The organism is Candidatus Electronema sp. TJ, from assembly GCF_048287355.1.
Classification (GTDB): Bacteria; Desulfobacterota; Desulfobulbia; order Desulfobulbales; family Desulfobulbaceae; genus Electronema.
The window spans coordinates 17,497-32,948 of record NZ_JBLWEP010000005.1 but is presented as its reverse complement, the minus strand read 5'-3'; the positions used below and the strand labels follow the sequence as shown (position 1 = coordinate 32,948).

General features: G+C 58.4%; 12 protein-coding genes. 8 read left to right on the top strand and 4 right to left on the bottom strand.

Features of this window, described 5'->3' with window-relative positions; genetic code table 11:
* The 5 genes from ACNKID_RS00870 to ACNKID_RS00850 all read left to right on the top strand — a co-directional run.
* Positions 1–407: iron-containing alcohol dehydrogenase (locus ACNKID_RS00870; RefSeq protein ID WP_417911542.1), on the top strand; the 407-nt coding region annotated here is incomplete at its 5' end.
* 175 nt (positions 408–582) lie between these two features.
* Positions 583–4,395 carry a PAS domain S-box protein gene (locus ACNKID_RS00865; protein WP_417911541.1) on the top strand — a complete coding sequence of 1,271 codons (3,813 nt, stop codon included), beginning with the start codon at positions 583–585 and terminating at the stop codon, positions 4,393–4,395.
* Positions 4,392–5,561, top strand: a complete 1,170-nt coding sequence (locus tag ACNKID_RS00860) for a response regulator (RefSeq protein ID WP_417911540.1) — start codon at positions 4,392–4,394, stop codon at positions 5,559–5,561. Before ACNKID_RS00865 ends, ACNKID_RS00860 begins: the two co-directional genes overlap by 4 nt.
* Before the next feature lie 39 nt (positions 5,562–5,600).
* Positions 5,601–6,293: a response regulator gene (locus ACNKID_RS00855; RefSeq protein ID WP_417911539.1), complete on the top strand. Its 693-nt coding sequence runs from the start codon at positions 5,601–5,603 to the stop codon at positions 6,291–6,293.
* Positions 6,294–6,303: 10 nt separating this feature from the next.
* Positions 6,304–8,010, top strand: a complete 1,707-nt coding sequence (locus ACNKID_RS00850) for a diguanylate cyclase domain-containing protein (protein WP_417911538.1) — start codon at positions 6,304–6,306, stop codon at positions 8,008–8,010.
* A 152-nt stretch (positions 8,011–8,162) separates the two neighbouring features.
* Here ACNKID_RS00850 and ACNKID_RS00845 read toward each other — a convergent pair whose 3' ends face one another.
* Genes ACNKID_RS00845 through hemH form a run of 3 tightly spaced genes read right to left on the bottom strand, consistent with a single transcriptional unit; the run spans position 8,163 to position 10,987 of the window.
* Entirely contained in the window at positions 8,163–9,584 is a 1,422-nt protein-coding gene (locus ACNKID_RS00845) for an NAD(P)-dependent oxidoreductase (RefSeq protein WP_417911537.1), read from the bottom strand.
* A 38-nt stretch (positions 9,585–9,622) separates the two neighbouring features.
* On the bottom strand, positions 9,623–9,988 hold the full coding sequence (locus ACNKID_RS00840; protein WP_417911536.1) for a thioredoxin family protein: 366 nt from the start codon (positions 9,986–9,988) through the stop codon (positions 9,623–9,625).
* Between the two features lie 36 nt (positions 9,989–10,024).
* Positions 10,025–10,987 carry a ferrochelatase gene (gene hemH, locus ACNKID_RS00835; protein WP_417911535.1) on the bottom strand — a complete coding sequence of 321 codons (963 nt, stop codon included), beginning with the start codon at positions 10,985–10,987 and terminating at the stop codon, positions 10,025–10,027.
* Between the two features lie 353 nt (positions 10,988–11,340).
* Between hemH and ACNKID_RS00830 the strand changes: the two genes are divergently transcribed.
* The 3 genes from ACNKID_RS00830 (at position 11,341) to ACNKID_RS00820 (ending at position 14,323) form a co-directional block, all read left to right on the top strand.
* Positions 11,341–11,877: a cold shock domain-containing protein gene (locus ACNKID_RS00830; protein ID WP_417911534.1), complete on the top strand. Its 537-nt coding sequence runs from the start codon at positions 11,341–11,343 to the stop codon at positions 11,875–11,877.
* A gap of 151 nt (positions 11,878–12,028) precedes the next feature.
* Positions 12,029–13,111 carry a quinolinate synthase NadA gene (gene nadA / locus ACNKID_RS00825; RefSeq protein WP_417911533.1) on the top strand — a complete coding sequence of 361 codons (1,083 nt, stop codon included), beginning with the start codon at positions 12,029–12,031 and terminating at the stop codon, positions 13,109–13,111.
* Between the two features lie 582 nt (positions 13,112–13,693).
* Positions 13,694–14,323 (top strand): histidine phosphatase family protein, encoded by a 630-nt coding sequence (locus tag ACNKID_RS00820; RefSeq protein ID WP_417911532.1) that lies wholly within the window; start codon positions 13,694–13,696, stop codon positions 14,321–14,323.
* 3 nt (positions 14,324–14,326) lie between these two features.
* On the opposite strand, the gene der is transcribed toward ACNKID_RS00820, so the two are convergent.
* The coding region (der, locus tag ACNKID_RS00815) for a ribosome biogenesis GTPase Der (protein WP_417911531.1) at positions 14,327–15,452 on the bottom strand (1,126 nt) is incomplete at its 5' end.

Here is a 15,452-nt window from a genome sequence, read left to right as displayed (position 1 = left end):
TGGCCACCGCAGGCGTGGGGCTGGTGCACGCAATGGCCTATCCGCTCGGCGGCATGTTCGGCATTCCGCACGGCTTGGCCAACGCGGTGCTGCTGCCCTATGTGGTGGAATACAACCTGCCCGGCAATCTGCGCAAATTTGCTATACTGGCTGAAGTCTTGGGCGAGAACACCGAAGGCCTGTCCGAACGCGAGGCGGCCCGTCGCTGCGTGGACGCGCTCTTTGAGCTGAACGCCGACGTGGGCATTCCGGAAACGCTGGAAGAATTGGGCATCCCGGAAGAGGAAATCCCGGAGATGGCGAAAATCGCCTTGACCGTGGCAAGGCCTGTGGCCAACAATCCGCGCAGGCCGACGTTGGAAGAAGTCATCGCCGTGTACGAGCGGGCCTGGGGCAAAGAAGTCTGAGCCGGATTTCTGCGGCAATGTTCTTTTTTCTTTGCAATAAGGGGAAGAATCCTGCAATGTGGAAGCTGTCCCTGTGTCTTTTCCTGCAAGGAGAGACAGCTCATTTTCGGCGGAGTCCAACAGCGGACAGGGCGGTTCCGTCAGCGGCAGTTTCTCTCCGCCGCGACATGCCAGCATGATGAAGAACGGAAAATTATTTATTCTTTATGCCGTCATGGCAGTCGGGCTGGTGGCTTTGTCTCTGGCAGGCGGCGCGCTGGTGGTGCGCAATCACCGGCAGCATCTGGCGCAGGACATCAATATCTACCGCCAGTCTCTCTCCCAAGAGGGCGAGGCACTCCGCCAGAGTTTCAACCAGCTGGTCAGCATCTCCAGCCTGCTGGTGAAAAACCCGGTCATCGTCAGCGCGATGGAGCGGCATTTGAACGCGCACGAGCTGGCCGAGGCTGCTGTCGGCATGGTGGACAGAAATCTGGAGGCCATCGCCGCCATTGACAACGTCACGTCCGTCTTTCTTGTCAGTCTTGACGGCACCTGCCTGCATGCGAGCAAGAAAGAGCTGGTGGGCAGAAACTACGGCGGCAGCATCTATGTCCGCTCGACACTGAAAAGCGGGCAGGGCTTCTACGCCATCATGACGGTCGCGTCTGGAGAGACTTCGCTCTACTACGCCCAGACAATCAAGAACGGCAGCTTGCGCCTCGGCGTGGCCGTGCTGGAGATCAAGCCGAATTTTTTCTATCTGCACTCCTTCACCAGTGCCTTCACCGCCATTCCGCCTGATCCTGCCGATCTGCGCATCGGTCTCAGCACCGACAACAACATCCTCTTCAACACCACGGCGAACTCGCTCGTCTCGCTCCAGCCCCTGCCGGCAGATTTTCTGCCGGAGGGAGGAGCGCAGAAGCTGTCCATCGAGCCGCTGAATTTCTCCGGCTACAAGGCCGAGAAGCTGACCGCCTCCGGCTTCCTCAGTTTGAAAGATGATTCCGGGAAAGAATACTATCTGTTTCATCAGTCCTTGGTGAACAAGCATCTCTTTCTCATCCATGTGATCAGCAAAGCATGGTTTCACAGCAATTACCACCCCGCCTCCTTTGATTATTCCGGCTATCTCCTCATGCTGGGCCTGATGCTGCTCATCATGCTCGCGCTGCTCTGGATGCTCAACCGGCGGCACTCTCAAGCCCTGCAAGCGGCGGAGCGGCTCAAGCTCGAAGCTGTGCGGCGGATTGCTGAAAAAGAAAAATACGAGGCGATCATCAACCGCAACCCGCAGGGCTTCTGGTTGAACGATTTTGACACCGGCACCATCCTCGAGGTCAACCAAAGTCTCTGCCGTCTGCTGCGGCTGGAGGCTGGAGACATCATCGGCCATCATCCTGAGGAATTTCTTCTCGGCAGCGAGGGAGACTCGCCTGGCGTGTGGAGCATGACCGACATTTCTGAAGAGGGCAGGCTGCGGCTGCCCGGCGGCGGCGCGGCGGACGTGCTGATCAACTCCTCCTGCATCTCCGAGCCTGGTGGCGGCAGCATCTGCTTCTCCTTTTTCGCCGACATCTCTGAGCGGAAGAAGGAGCAGGAGCAGCTTTCCCTCTTCTCTCAAGCGGTCGGCCAAAGCACCAGCGCCATCGTCATCACCGACCGGCAAGGCCGCATTGTCCACGTCAATCCGGCCTTCACCGAGCTGACCGGCTGGAGCCGCGAGGAAGTCTGCGGCGCGGAGCCTGCGGTGCTCAGCGGCGGCGAGCGGGACACCCCGCTCAGCCGGGAGATATGGCGGCGGATCAGCGGCGGCGGCACATGGAAGGGCTTCCTGCAAAGTCAGAAGAAAGACGGTGCGCAGTATTGGGAGGGTCAGACCGTCTGCCCGCTCTATGACAGCAAGGGACGGATCAGCCATTATCTGGCCATCAAAAACGACATCACCCAGCGCTTGGAATTGGAGCGGCAGTTCAAGGCCCAGCTGACCAAGCTGGAGCTGATGATTGAGCATGCGGCCATCGGTATCGCCCATGTGGTCGATCACCGCTTCGCCTGGGTCAGCCGGGCGGCGGCAGAGATGTTCGGTCACGCAGGCCCGGAAGAGGTTGTCTGCTTGCCGATCAGCTCTTTCTTTGAAAATGCTGAGGAGCACCAACGCATCCTTGCGCTGTCCGAGGAGGCATTTGCCAGAGACGAGGTTTTTCATGCTGATCAGCTCATGCGGCGCAAGGACGGCAGCCTGTTCTGGTGCTCGCTGACAGGCAAGATGATTGATCCAGGAATGCCGGATCAGGGCGCGGTCTGGCTGACCAAGGACATCAGCCGTCAGAAAGAGGAGGAGCGGCAGCTCCAGCTGGCCAAAGAGCGGGCCGAGCAGGCCAATCAGGCCAAAAACAGCTTCCTCGCCAACGTCAGCCACGAGCTGCGCACGCCGATGAACGCCATCATCGGCATGAACGACATGTTCGTCAAGAGCGGCGCACTGAACGAACGGCAGCGGCAGTGTCTCAGCCGCTCCAAGAGCGCGGCTGATTTCCTCCACGGCCTGATCAGCGACCTCCTCGATTTCTCCCTGATTGAAACCGGCAGGCTCCAGCTTGAGCCTGCGCCTTTTGACCTGATCGACACGGTGAGCCGGGCGGTGCAGGCGGTGCGCTACCCGGCAGAGGAGAAGGGGCTGCGTCTGAGCTGGGCGACCGCGCCGGAACTGCCCTGCTTTGTCCGAGGAGATGCGTTGCGTTTGCGGCAGATTCTTGTTAATCTGCTCAAGAACAGCATAAAATTCAGCGAGGAAGGGGAAATTCGCGTCCAAGCGGCGATGAGCGGGCGCAGTGAGAATCGTTTCCTGCTGGAGTTCACTGTCTGCGATCAGGGGGTCGGCATCCCGCCGGAGAAGCTGAATGATATTTTTGAAAAATTCGTCCAAGCAGATGACAGCCTGAGCCGGGATTTCTCCGGCATGGGCTTGGGGCTGACTATTTGCAGCCAGCTCTGCACGATGATGGGCGGCAGAATCAGCGCTCAAAGCGAGCTGAACCGAGGCAGCACCTTCACCTTTACAGCTTGGTTTGATCAAGTCACGGAGGCGGAGGCAGAACGGCTGCGTCTGCCGGCTATCAGCCCGGCCCCGCTGCGGATGCTGGTGGTGGATGACAATGAGCCAAACCGTTTTCTCGTCACAGCCATGCTGGAGCGGGACGGGCACGAGGTCGCCGAAGCATGCAATGGCGAAGATGCGCTCAGGATGCTGCTGACGCAGAATTTTGACGCGGTGCTGATGGATGTGCAGATGCCGGTCATGGACGGTCTGACCGCGACAAAAATCATCCGGGCCTGCGAGACCGAGAGCTGCCGTCTGAACACGCTGAAGGCTCCGGAAGAACTCAGCGATGCCCTGCGCAATCAGCTCAAGGGCGGGCATCTGCCGATCGTGGCCTTGACCGCGCACAATTTTAAGGTGGACGAGCAGCGCTGCATTGAGACAGGCATGGACGCGTATGCAGTCAAACCTGTCAGCATTGAAGATATTTACCGGGCTTTGAGGGGCTGCTGCCGCAGAAGGGCGGCAGAGCCGCAGGGTGCCTGCCGATGCGCGGCGGAGCAGCCAGAATCATCACGGAGCGAGGATGCTGGAATGAATGCGGCAGAGGAAAACAACATCGGCCTGCTGGCAAAGGTTGCTGAACATCTAAAAACTATATACAGTCTGGAGCAGGAGCAGGTGGAGCAGATGGTGGCCCTTTCCTCCACTTCGGTCAGCGAGACGCTTGCCCAAGCCCGCCAATTTTTGGCTGACAGCGACTTGGCCGCCCTTTCCGCAGCAGGCCATAAAGCCAAAGGTGTGCTGCTGGGCATCGGACTGAAAGAGGAGGCCGAGCTGGCCCGTCAGATCGAACTGAAGAGCAAAACAGGCGAGGCGATCGATTACAACAGCCTGCTGGAACAGCTGAAGGTCGGACTGCGGCCCCTGCTGGAGCTGAACAGCGAAAGAGAGCGGCCATGAAAGTCATTTTCTGTGAGGAATGCGGGGGGCGGAACAATGTTCCGGACGAGCTGCTGGAGCAGATCGACAGCAAGCCGATCGTCTGCCAGATATGCGACAATGTCATGTCCAAAGAGACAATCATTCCGCATAAATGTCCGGCGAAAACGATCAACACCCTGCATTATCACCTGCTTTTCATTGATGACGACATGTTTCATCTCCAGCTGATGAAAAAAACGCTGGAGAAAGAGTACATGGTCTCCATTGCCTCCACCGGCATACATGGCTTGGAGCTGGCGGCGGCGCGGAAGCCGGATTTGATATTGCTGGATCTGAACATGCCAGGCATGGACGGCTATGAGGTCTGCAAGCGGCTGAAGGAGAATCCGGCCACCCGCAAGATCGCGGTGATCTTTGTCAGCGCGCGCGACCGGGAGGACGACGAGCGGCGAGGCTTCAGCCTTGGCGCTGTGGACTACATCAACAAGCCGATCAACCTCCAGATATTGACCGCCCGGATCATGGTACAGCTCAGGATCAAGCAGCTTCTTGAGCAGCAGCGGAAGCAGTCCGAGAGTCTGATCCAGTCTCTTCAGCAGAACAGCATGGCGGCGGAGAGCGAGCAGGAGCGGCTGCGGCGGGAGAACAATGGTCTGACTGCCGCCCTTGACAGCCTGCCGGAAAAGGTGCTGATCGAGGATCAACGGCGACGAATATCTTGGGCCAACCGGGCTGCCGCTGAACTCTGCGGGATTTCTCTTGCCGAGATGCTCGGCAAGTCCAGCAGGGAAATCATCAGCCGCAGCGGAGCGTTCTGCGGAGACTGCATGCCGGAGGCTAGGAGGGATTCCGGGCCGCAGCCGCCCAGTTTCCTTCATTTTCCTCTTTTTGACGAGGACGGCGGGCCGGAAGGAGCGGTGCATATTCTGGCTGAGGACAGAAGCTGTCCAGTCCAGCTTTGCCAAGCGGCGGAATCGGCCATCAACAGTTTCATCGACAGCAACAGAAAGGCGATCAAGGAAAGTCTTGCCACCATACTCTTTGGCATTGACGCGATCAGCAGCATGTTGAGAAACAACAAAGAATTTGAGACGGTGGGCCGTCCTGTGGTCAAAGCGGCGGAGCAGCTCGATCAGATGATCTGCTCGCTGTTGGAGTTCGAACATCGGGGCAAGGATGACTGAGCCGCGCCTTTTCGACCAACTTTTTCGGCAGCATGGAACATGAAAAATGTGCTTATAGTAGACGATGATCTGGGGTTTCAGCGCCTGCTGGGGATCAGTCTGAAAAAATATCAGCAGGATTTTGACATCATCCTCTCCAACAACGGCGAAGAGGCCATCGGGGTGCTCAACCGTAAGCCGGTGGATTTGATCATCACCGACCTGCAAATGCCGAAAATTGACGGCCTGACCCTGCTCGCCTATGTCAACGACGCTTTTCCGCGCACGCCCTGCGTGATAATGACCGCCCATTCCACGCCGGATATAGAGAAGCAGTTCGCGCAGACCGGTCAGCAGCTTCTGAAAAAACCCTTCACCATCAACAAACTGGTGGAGGCAATCCAAACTGCCTTGGCCAAGCCCAAGGCGGCAGACGGGATGCTCAAAGGCATCTCGGTGGCCAACTTCCTCCAAATGATCGCCTTGGAGCAGAAAACCTGCCTGCTGGAGATCACTGCCCCCAATCAGGATAAGGGTTTTTTCTACATAGAGAACGGCGAGGTCTTTGACGCAGCCTTTCAGGGGTTGGCTGGCGAGGAGGCCGCCTACGTTCTGATCGGCATGGAAGGAGCCAGCATCCGCTTCACTAACATGCCCGCCAGCAAAAAGGTGAAAAAGAGAATTCAATCGAGCCTGATGGCTCTGATCATGGAGGCCATGACACGCAAGGATGAAACGGTTGGCAACTCCTGAGCGCAGCCACGTGGATTCTTCCTCATATGTTTTGATTGTTGACGATCAGCACAGCGACCTGCGCCTGCTGGAATCCATTCTCAAAGGACACGGCTTCCGGCCGCTCTCTTTAACCGATCCCACCAAGGTGCTGGCGCAGTGCCGCGCCCAGCCGCCGCTTCTCATTCTTTTGGACATCAGCATGCCTGAGTTGGACGGCTTTGAGGTTTGCACCCAGCTTAAGGCTGATCACCTCTTGGCTGATATCCCTGTGCTTTTCCTCACCTCTATGCGCGACATGTCGGACCGGCTGCGCGGATTCAAGGCGGGCGGCGCAGATTTTCTGACCAAGCCCTATGAACCGTCCGAGCTGATCGCCAGAGTCTCCACTCACATCAAACTGCGCAAGACCCAGCTGGAGCTGGCTCGTCGCAATCAGGAGCTGAAAGAAAAAATCAGCGACCTTGAGTGCGCCCATGCCGCCTTGCTGGAGAGCCAAGCCCGCACCAATGCAGTGCTGAACAACGCCGGGATATGCATCGGGGTGCTGGACATCAACTGCCGCTATGAGAAGGTCAACGGCATGTACGCCCGAATTTTCGGCTACAGTGAGGAGGAGTTCCAAGGAATGCGGCTCTGGGACATACTCCGCCCAGATTATGCCGAGCAGTCCCAAGCCGCCGCAGAGCGGCTCCGCAGCGGCCAGCAGGAGCAGCATTATGCGGACAAAGTCTTTGTGCGCAAGAATGGCAGCCAGTTTCCCGGCGGCCACTGGCTCAGCCCGCAGCGGGACAGCGACGGCGGATGCCGCGGTTTTGTCTGTGTGATCAGCGACTTGACCGAACAGAAAGAGGCGGAGCACAAGCTGCGGCTGGCTCACACCGTCTTTGAGACCAGCTCAGAGGGAATGCTGATCACTGACGAGGACAACCGCATCGTCATGGTCAACCCGGCCTTCACCGCCATCACCGGCTGGCGGAGTGAGGAGGTCATCGGGCGAACACCATTCTTTCAAAATTCCAACCGACACAGCCGCGAATTTTACCGGCAGATGTGGGACACGCTGCTGACCAACGACCGCTGGCAGGGCGAGCTGTGGAACTGCCGCCGGAACGGGGAAGTCTATCCGCTCTGGCTGTCCATCTCAGTGATCCGCGGTCAGGACGGCGGCATAGTCAATCATGTCGCCCTGTTCTCCGACATCAGCGAGCGCAAGAAGGCTGAGGAAATCCTGCGCTATCAGGCTATGCACGACCCTCTGACCAAACTGCCCAACCGGGCGATGTTTGACGAGCGGCTGCGCGGCGCACTGGCCCGCGCCCGGCGGAAGCAGAGCTTGGTCGCTCTGCTCTATCTGGATTTGGACAACTTCAAGACAGTCAACGATACCCTTGGTCATGCCGCCGGCGACCGGCTGCTCCAGCTGGTTGCTGAGACCATGCAATCCTGCCTGCGGGTGGAAGACATGGCGGCGCGGATCGGCGGCGACGAGTTCTGCGCCATCTTGGAGGACATCTGCTCTGTCAGCCACGCAGCGGGCATTGCCGAGCGCATCATCACGTCGCTCGGCGCACTCGACTGCTCCCCGGACGGCTATGGCCTGCGCACCAGCATCGGCATCGCCGTTTATCCCCATCACGGCGAAGATGCGGAGCACCTGCTCCGCTGTGCCGACAAGGCGATGTACACCGCCAAACGGCTAGGCAAAGGCCGCTGCTGCTTGGCGGCTGGTGAATAAAGCCTGCCTGCCGCTGCTTCAGACCGTTTTATTTTTTTTCGATCAGGTACGTATACGTCAAACTGGGCACGTTCCCTCCAGCACTGCGCTGCTGAGCCTCTCTTTCTTCCAGCTGAAGCGGCCTGTTCTGCCTCTTCGGCTGGAAATATTTTTTACCACGTCACCATATAGCAGGAGAGCTTGCGGCCCTCCTCAAGATCAAGCCCTTCCATGTACCTTTGCATGGACTCAGCCGCCACCTTGCCCTGATAGACGGCCTTGGCGGCGGTCTGCGGACCGAGCACTGCATCACCGCCTGCAAAAATCCACGGCACTGAAGTCTGAAGGGTGCGGGGGTTGACGGTGTAGGTGCCCCAGGACTCCTGCTTGAGTTCCGCTCCCCGGTCAGCCTGATGCTGGACATTCTGGCTGATGGCTGGGATGACTGCATCTGCTTCGATGATGAAATTCGAGCCTGCCTGCTCCACAGGCCGCCGTCGGCCTGAAGCATCCGGCTCGCCCAAGCCCATGCGGACGCACTCCAGCCCGGTCAGCTTGCCGCTGGCATCAGCATGAATTTTCACCGGCGCAGCGAGGAATTCAATCCGCACGCCTTCTTCTTCCAGATGACGGACTTCCTCCTTCGAGGCAGGCATTTCCTCTTTTGTGCGGCGATAAAGGATGAAGACCTGATCCGAGCCGGTGCGCAGGGCTGTGCGGGCCACGTCAATAGCCACGTTGCCGCCGCCCACAACCACAACTTTCCTGCCAATGCGCATCTCCTCGCCAGTCAGCACCCGCCGCAGGTAATCTACGCCGTGCAGCACGCCCTTGGTGTTCTGCTCCCCTTCGATGCCCAGCCGCTTGCCCTCGTGTGCGCCGACCCCAATGAACACTGCGTCGTAGCCCTCTTCGCGCAGCTCGTGCAAGGTCTTGTCTTTGCCGATGGTAACACCGAGTTTGATCTCCACACCGCAGCTTTTCAAAGAGGCCAGCTCTGCGCCGATGATGTCACGGGGTAGACGGTAATGGGGAATACCTACTGACAGCATCCCACCGAAAACTGGCAGGGCTTCATAGATCGTGCATTTGCAGCCCTGATGCGCCAGGATGTACGCAGCGGTGATGCCTGCCGGGCCAGAGCCGACGATCGCTGCCTTGCGGCCATTGGGCAGGGCGCAGGCGTGGGCCATCGTTCTGCGGTTGGCCACCATCCAGTCGGTCAGATAGCGCTCCAGCATCCCTATGGCCACTGGCTCGCCGCTCTTGCCGCGCACGCAGCTGCCCTCGCATTGGAACTCATGCGGGCAGACGCGGGAGCAGACCGAAGGCATGGTGCTGGTCTCACGCACCTTCCAGTAGGCTTCCTCGAACTTTTTTTCCCGCAGCAGGCCGATAAAGCCGGGAATGTCGTTGCGAATCGGGCAGCCTTGCACACAGGCTGGCTTCTTGCATTGCAGGCAGCGGTTGGCCTCCAGCAACGCGGTTTCCTCATCATAACCGGCAGTCACTTCGGCAAAACTTTTGATCCGCTCCGATGGCGCAAGCTCTTTGGGGTGCTGGCGGGGAATGGCCATCCGTTCTTTGGTGTTCATGGGCATCTCCTGTAAAAAATAATTCAAAAAAAGAAAAACTAATCATTTTCTATGAAGCGCACCAGAGCATTTCTGCTCATATAGCCAGACTGTCTCTTTATTCTATTTTTGTTCGTCAGTTTGATGACATGCGGAATGCCCTTGATGTCAAACTTCTCCGCCTTCTCCCGATTCTTGTCCCAATCCACTTCGTAGAACTCAACATGCGGATAAAGTTTCTTCACCTTCTCATATTCAGGCTTCATGGCCTGACAGGGGCCACACCAGTCAGCATAGAATTTGAACACCTTAATCTCCATGCCTTTGCCATAGTCGGCATTGGCGGGAATGTCCTGTTCTGGGCCGCAGCCATGCAGAAAAATTGCAGCAATAAATGTCAGAAGAATGCTGTGAGTTATTTTCATAGAGTGTGCTGCTGCGCTGGGCAGCTTGCTTGATTTTCAGGACGGTTGTTGCCCTGCCATTGACAGCACTATATTTTTCAGCCCGCTGATGAACTGCGGGTCGTCATTCAGGCCGGGCGTGGATTCAAGCCGCATTCCCAGATCGTGCGCCATCTTTTTGTAGAGCATGTCAATCTCGTACAGCGTCTCAATGTGATCGGAGACAAAGGCTATAGGCACCATCAGGATGTTTCTACAGCCCTCGGCGGAGAGCTGACGCAGCATATCTGGTGTGGACGGCTCCAGCCATTTGACTGGGCCGCTGCGGCTCTGAAAGCAGAGTCTGCCTTGCTGGCCGGTGAGCTGCTCCACAGCGGCGATGGTGCGGCGGAGTTCCTCCACGTAGGGGTCGCCTTCGTCAATAAACTTCTGCGGCAGACTGTGTGCGCTGTAAACCACCTGCGCTGTCCCGCCGAATTTGGCCAGTCCTTCGCGGATGCGCCTGACCAAGCTGACGATATAGTCCGGCTCGTCGGGCCAGGAGCGTATTTCCTTGACCGGCAGGTTCAGGCCCAGCTTCTGATTCTGCTCGCGCAGATCGGCAAAGGACGAACCGCTGGTGGCCCGGCAGTAATGGGGATAGAGCGGCAGGGCGATCAGTTCGGTCACTCCGGCGGCGGCCATTTCCATCAATGAGGCGGCGGCGAAGGGATGCCAGTAGCGCATGGCGGGACGGACAAAAAACGCGCCGTCTGCTGCGGCCAGCACTTGCTCCAAAGCAGCCGCTTGGCGGGCGGTGATGGCCGAGATCGGCGAGCCGCCGCCGATTTTCTGGTAATTCGCCATGCTTTTCGGCGCACGCCGCCAAGCGATCAGAGCGGCCAGCGGCTGCTGGAGAAAAGCCGGGCCAAGGCGGATGATCTGCCGGTCGGAAAAAAGGTTGTATAAAAAAGGTCGGACATCGGCCTGCGTCTCAGGCCCGCCCATGTTCAGCAGCAGCACTCCGGTTTTTCTCTCCATTTTTCCGCCCGCAGTTCCAATTGAAGATCAGATGCAGGCAGCGTACACGGATTCCGCTGTGGCTGTCAAGCGAATGTCATTTTTAAGCCTTGCCTGCCGCGCATTCAATGTCTATAATAACTGCATGGTAAGACTGATTTTCACCGCCGTGCAGCCCACATCTTCCGCCGGTGCCGCGCAATCCTTTCCTGTTCCGTCCTTTCCGCAGATTCCGCAGACCTGCATTCTTCGGCCAAGACCAGTCAGGAGGGCATCGGCATGATTGCGAGAAGATTAAGAAGACCGCAGCAGCTTCTGCTGCGCAACCAAAGGCAGCGGCATGGGGTCGCTGACGCTGAGAACTTGGAGGAAATATGGATCTGAAAGTTGAGACCAGAAATCTTGACATGCGCGCAGGCTGGCAGGAGAAAATCGAGGAAGAACGCGAGAAGCTGATCCGGCACTACGCGAATTTCGTCCTTCACCTGCGGGTCAGCATTGAAGCCAAGCCTGGCTACAAAGAGGGCGGCTACGAGGTCAGCTTGGTCGCATCGGTGCCCAATGACACCGTGGTGGTCAAGCGCTGGGGCGAGAAAGTGCATCCCCTGCTGGTGGAGACCTTTGACGTGCTCAATCAGCAGCTCAAAGATATAATCAAAAAGAAGCACGACCACAAGCACGAGGCTAAGGTCAAAGTGCTGGGCGGCGCACCTGGAGACACGCGCGGCACCGTGCAGCGGGTCTTTGACGAGTACGGTTTCATCATGACCTTGGACAACCAGGAAGTCTTCTTTCATGCCAACGCGCTCAAGGATCTGCGCATGAACGACCTTGAGGAAGGCGCGGCAGTCTGCTTGGCCTTGGAGGAGGGCGACAAGGGCCTACAGGCGGCCTGGGTGAAGGCGGCCTGATGCAACCAGCCGTAGGGGTGAAAATTTTTTCGCCCCTGCAAGCTTTGCCCCTGCTGGAGAGCAGGGGCTTTTTTTATTGCCAAACAGACGGAAAATTGGTTTGTTGACGGCTCGAACAGGCTTTCTTCCATCTCTTGCCGCAGAGCGCATTATGAACTTGCTGAACATACAGTGTCCTAAGGTGGATACCGCCTGCATTGAGCAGGCATACCGCGATGGAGCGGAGTGCTCCGCTCCCTTGCAGGTGGAGGAGAAAGAGCGTCTCGCCGCTGAGATACGCGCCTTGCTGCATGAGAAGAACGCGGTGCTGATCGCTCATTATTACACTGCTGAAGCGGTGCAGGAGCTGGCTGAGGCAAGCGGCGGCTGCGTGGCCGACTCGCTGGAGATGGCCCGCTTTGGCCGTGACCATGCCGCGCAGACGCTGGTGGTCGCCGGAGTCCGTTTCATGGGCGAGACCGCGAAAATCCTCAGCCCGGACAAGCGGGTGCTGATGCCCTCCTTGCAGGCGGAATGCTCGCTCGATCTGAATTGTCCGGCAGAGCTGTTCCGCAAGGTGCGGCGGCAGCACCCGGAGCGCACGGCAGTGGTCTATGCCAACACCAGCGCGGCGGTGAAGGCTGAGACTGACTGGGTGGTGACTTCCAGCAACGCCCTGAAGATTGTCGCTCATCTGAAGCAGGAAGGCAGGAAAATCCTCTGGGCTTCAGACCGCTTTCTCGGCAGCTACATCCAGCGCGAAACCGGCGCGGACATGCTGCTCTGGCCTGGCTCGTGCATCGTCCATGAGCAGTTCAAGGCCGAAGGCCTGCGCAGGCTGAAGGAGCGGCATCCAGAGGCCGAAGTGCTGGTGCATCCTGAATCGCCGCCTGATGTCATCAGTCTGGCGGATTATGTCGGCTCAACCAGCGGCCTGCTCAACGCCGCCAAACAGAGCAAGGCCCCGGTCTTCATTGTCGCCACCGAGCCGGGCATTTTTTATAAGATGCGGCAGGCGATGCCGGACAAGCTCTTTTTGGAAGCCCCGAAAGCAGGCGAAGGCGCAAGCTGCGAGTCGTGCAGCCGCTGTCCGTGGATGGCCATGAACGGCCTGCCCAATTTGCTTGCCGCGCTGCGGGACGGGCGCAACGAGGTGCAGGTTGAGGAGAGTGTCCGGGTCCGGGCGGCGGAATCCATCAGCCGGATGATGCGCTTCTCCTTCGCGCCGCCTGCCGGTTCCTGCGCAGCCGGGTGAGCGCGGCTCCGCGCCTTTTCTGCTCAGCCGCAAAAGAATTTTGCCGAGCAAAACTTCTCTGCGGCTGAGCAGAACTTTGTTGCTGCCGAGCACAAACCGTCTTCAGCCCGGCAGCATCTCTTTGCTGTCAAGCAGCATCCTCTTGTCACTTGGCCAAACTTCTTTGCAGCTTAGCTAGAACCTTTTTTTGCCGGGCAAGAGTTCTTTCCGGCTCGGCAAAACTTCTTTTCTGTTTAACAGAAAACTGTTGCGGCCAAACAGAGCTTCCTTGCTGCCGAGTGCAATTTGATCTTGGCTGAGCATGAAACCCAAGCTGTGACCTTTCACATTGTTTTTTCAATGCCGCAAGCCCATGTAAAAAGAAAAATTTTCAATTCAAAGCCATTCGAGGTGACAGCATGGATATGCGCTGGAAATCTTTGGAGGATGACGCTGCTTGCTGATTTAACGTGCTTTCAGATGAGCTTGACTCCATCTCCTGCACATGACTCGTCTTTCATAGTGCAGGCATCGATGCTTTCTCTCCATACATGACACTTCCAGATGGAAAAGGAAAAGAAAAGTCATAAAAAGACAGGGAACATGGCCGCAGCAGCTTACCCGCCTGCGGCAGAGCATTTTCAAGAACAATCCGCCTGCCTATATCTGCTCCGGCACGGCCCGACCGTTGCTCCTCCCGGCTGCTTGCTTGGCAGCACGGATCTGCCGCTGTCCGGCCAAGGCTTGAACAGGCTCGCGGGCCTGCTGCCGCAGCTGCGGGACGTGGAACACTGGCATTGCAGCCCGATGCTCCGCGCCCGCCAGACGCTGGACGAGCTGCGGCGGCTCGGCTGCCGCACGGACGCGGCACTTTATGATCAGCGGCTGCGGGAAATAGACTTCGGCGCGTGGGAGATGAAAGGCTTTGCGGAGATCGCCGCCATTGATCCAGCACGTGTGCAGGCATGGCAGGAGGAATACGAACAGTTCGCCTTTCCCGGCGGAGAGGCTGTGGCTGATTTTGTCAGCAGAGCAAGGGCGATGCTCGCCGACTTGGCCGCGCAGGGCGGCAGCATCGGCGCAGTCACACACGGCGGGGTCATCCGCACCATGATCTGCCTGGCTCTTGGTCTGCCGCCGCGCAGCTATCTGCTCTTTGACGTGCGTCCGGCCTCGCTGACGGTGCTGGAGCTGTTTTCCGGCGGCGGGGTGCTGCGGGGATTGAATCTCTGAGGCTCAGTCCTTGCTGGTTCTGCCGCTGCGCTCGCGGAAGAAGAGGCGCAGCGGCACCCGGTCAAGGCCCAGTCCTTCGCGGAAACGGTTGGCCAAGTAGCGCTGGTAGGAGAAGTGAATGCCTTTGGGATAATTGGAGATGACAGCAAAGGTGGGCGGCGCGGTGCTGATCTGGGCAGTGTAGTAGAGCTTCAGCCTGCGTCCCTGATACAGCGGCGGCTCGTGCTGAGCCTTGGCATCTTCAAGAAGACGGTTGAGGGCGGCGGTGGAGAAACGCTGATGGAACTGGCGGTGCATCTTGCCAAGTTCCGGGAAGAGCCGCTTGATGCCTGCGCCAGTCTTGGCGGAGACCCTGAAGACCGGGGCAAAGGGAATGAACTTGACCGCCTCCTCCACCGCCTCCAGCAGCTGCCCCTGCCGCTTTTTGTCGCCTTCAATCAAATCCCATTTGTTGATGAGGAGCATGAGAGCTCGGCCCTGCTCCTGAGTGTAGCCGATCACCTTGGTGTCCTGCTCGGTGATGCCTTCCTCCGCATCAATCAATACGGCAGCGATGTCGCAGCGGCTGAGGGATTTCAGGGCCTTGAGGATGGAGAACTTCTCCAGTTTGTCCTGCGTCTTGCCCTTGCGCCGGATGCCTGCGGTGTCAATCAGCAGATAGCTGTGCTTGTCCACAGAGAGCATGGTGTCCACCGCGTCGCGGGTGGTTCCTGCCACGTCAGAGACGATCATCCGCTCCTGGCCCATGATGGCGTTGATCATCGAGGATTTGCCCACGTTCGGGCGGCCTACGAAGGCGAGGCGGATGGTGTTCTCCGGCAAGGGCGGCGGAGCCTCAGTTTGCCCCAGCTTTTCGGCCAAAGCGTCCATCAGGGTGTTGAAACCGTAGCTGTGGTCAGCAGACAAAGCCCAGAGCTGCTCCACGCCCAATTCCCAGAACGGAGCCAGCAGCTCGTTCTCAATGTCCGGCGCGTCAATCTTGTTGACTGCGAAAAAGACGGTCTTGTCTGTGCGCCGGAGCAGCTCGACCAGCTCATGGTCGCCGGGCATGACCCCTTGGCGGCCATCCAGCAGCAGGATGATGATGTCCGCCTCGTCCATCGCCTGCATGGCCTGCTGGCGGATGTGG

Bases quoted from the DNA above. Each gene is read 5' to 3' on its own strand.
- ACNKID_RS00865 (WP_417911541.1), top strand. From the start codon at position 583: ATGATGAAGAACGGAAAATTATTTATTCTTTATGCCGTCATGGCAGTC.
- ACNKID_RS00860 (WP_417911540.1), top strand. From the start codon at position 4,392: ATGAAAGTCATTTTCTGTGAGGAATGCGGGGGGCGGAACAATGTTCCG.
- ACNKID_RS00855 (WP_417911539.1), top strand. From the start codon at position 5,601: ATGAAAAATGTGCTTATAGTAGACGATGATCTGGGGTTTCAGCGCCTG.
- ACNKID_RS00845 (WP_417911537.1), bottom strand. From the start codon at position 9,584: ATGAACACCAAAGAACGGATGGCCATTCCCCGCCAGCACCCCAAAGAG.
- ACNKID_RS00840 (WP_417911536.1), bottom strand. From the start codon at position 9,988: ATGAAAATAACTCACAGCATTCTTCTGACATTTATTGCTGCAATTTTT.
- hemH (WP_417911535.1), bottom strand. From the start codon at position 10,987: ATGGAGAGAAAAACCGGAGTGCTGCTGCTGAACATGGGCGGGCCTGAG.
- ACNKID_RS00830 (WP_417911534.1), top strand. From the start codon at position 11,341: ATGGATCTGAAAGTTGAGACCAGAAATCTTGACATGCGCGCAGGCTGG.
- nadA (WP_417911533.1), top strand. From the start codon at position 12,029: ATGAACTTGCTGAACATACAGTGTCCTAAGGTGGATACCGCCTGCATT.
- ACNKID_RS00820 (WP_417911532.1), top strand. From the start codon at position 13,694: ATGGCCGCAGCAGCTTACCCGCCTGCGGCAGAGCATTTTCAAGAACAA.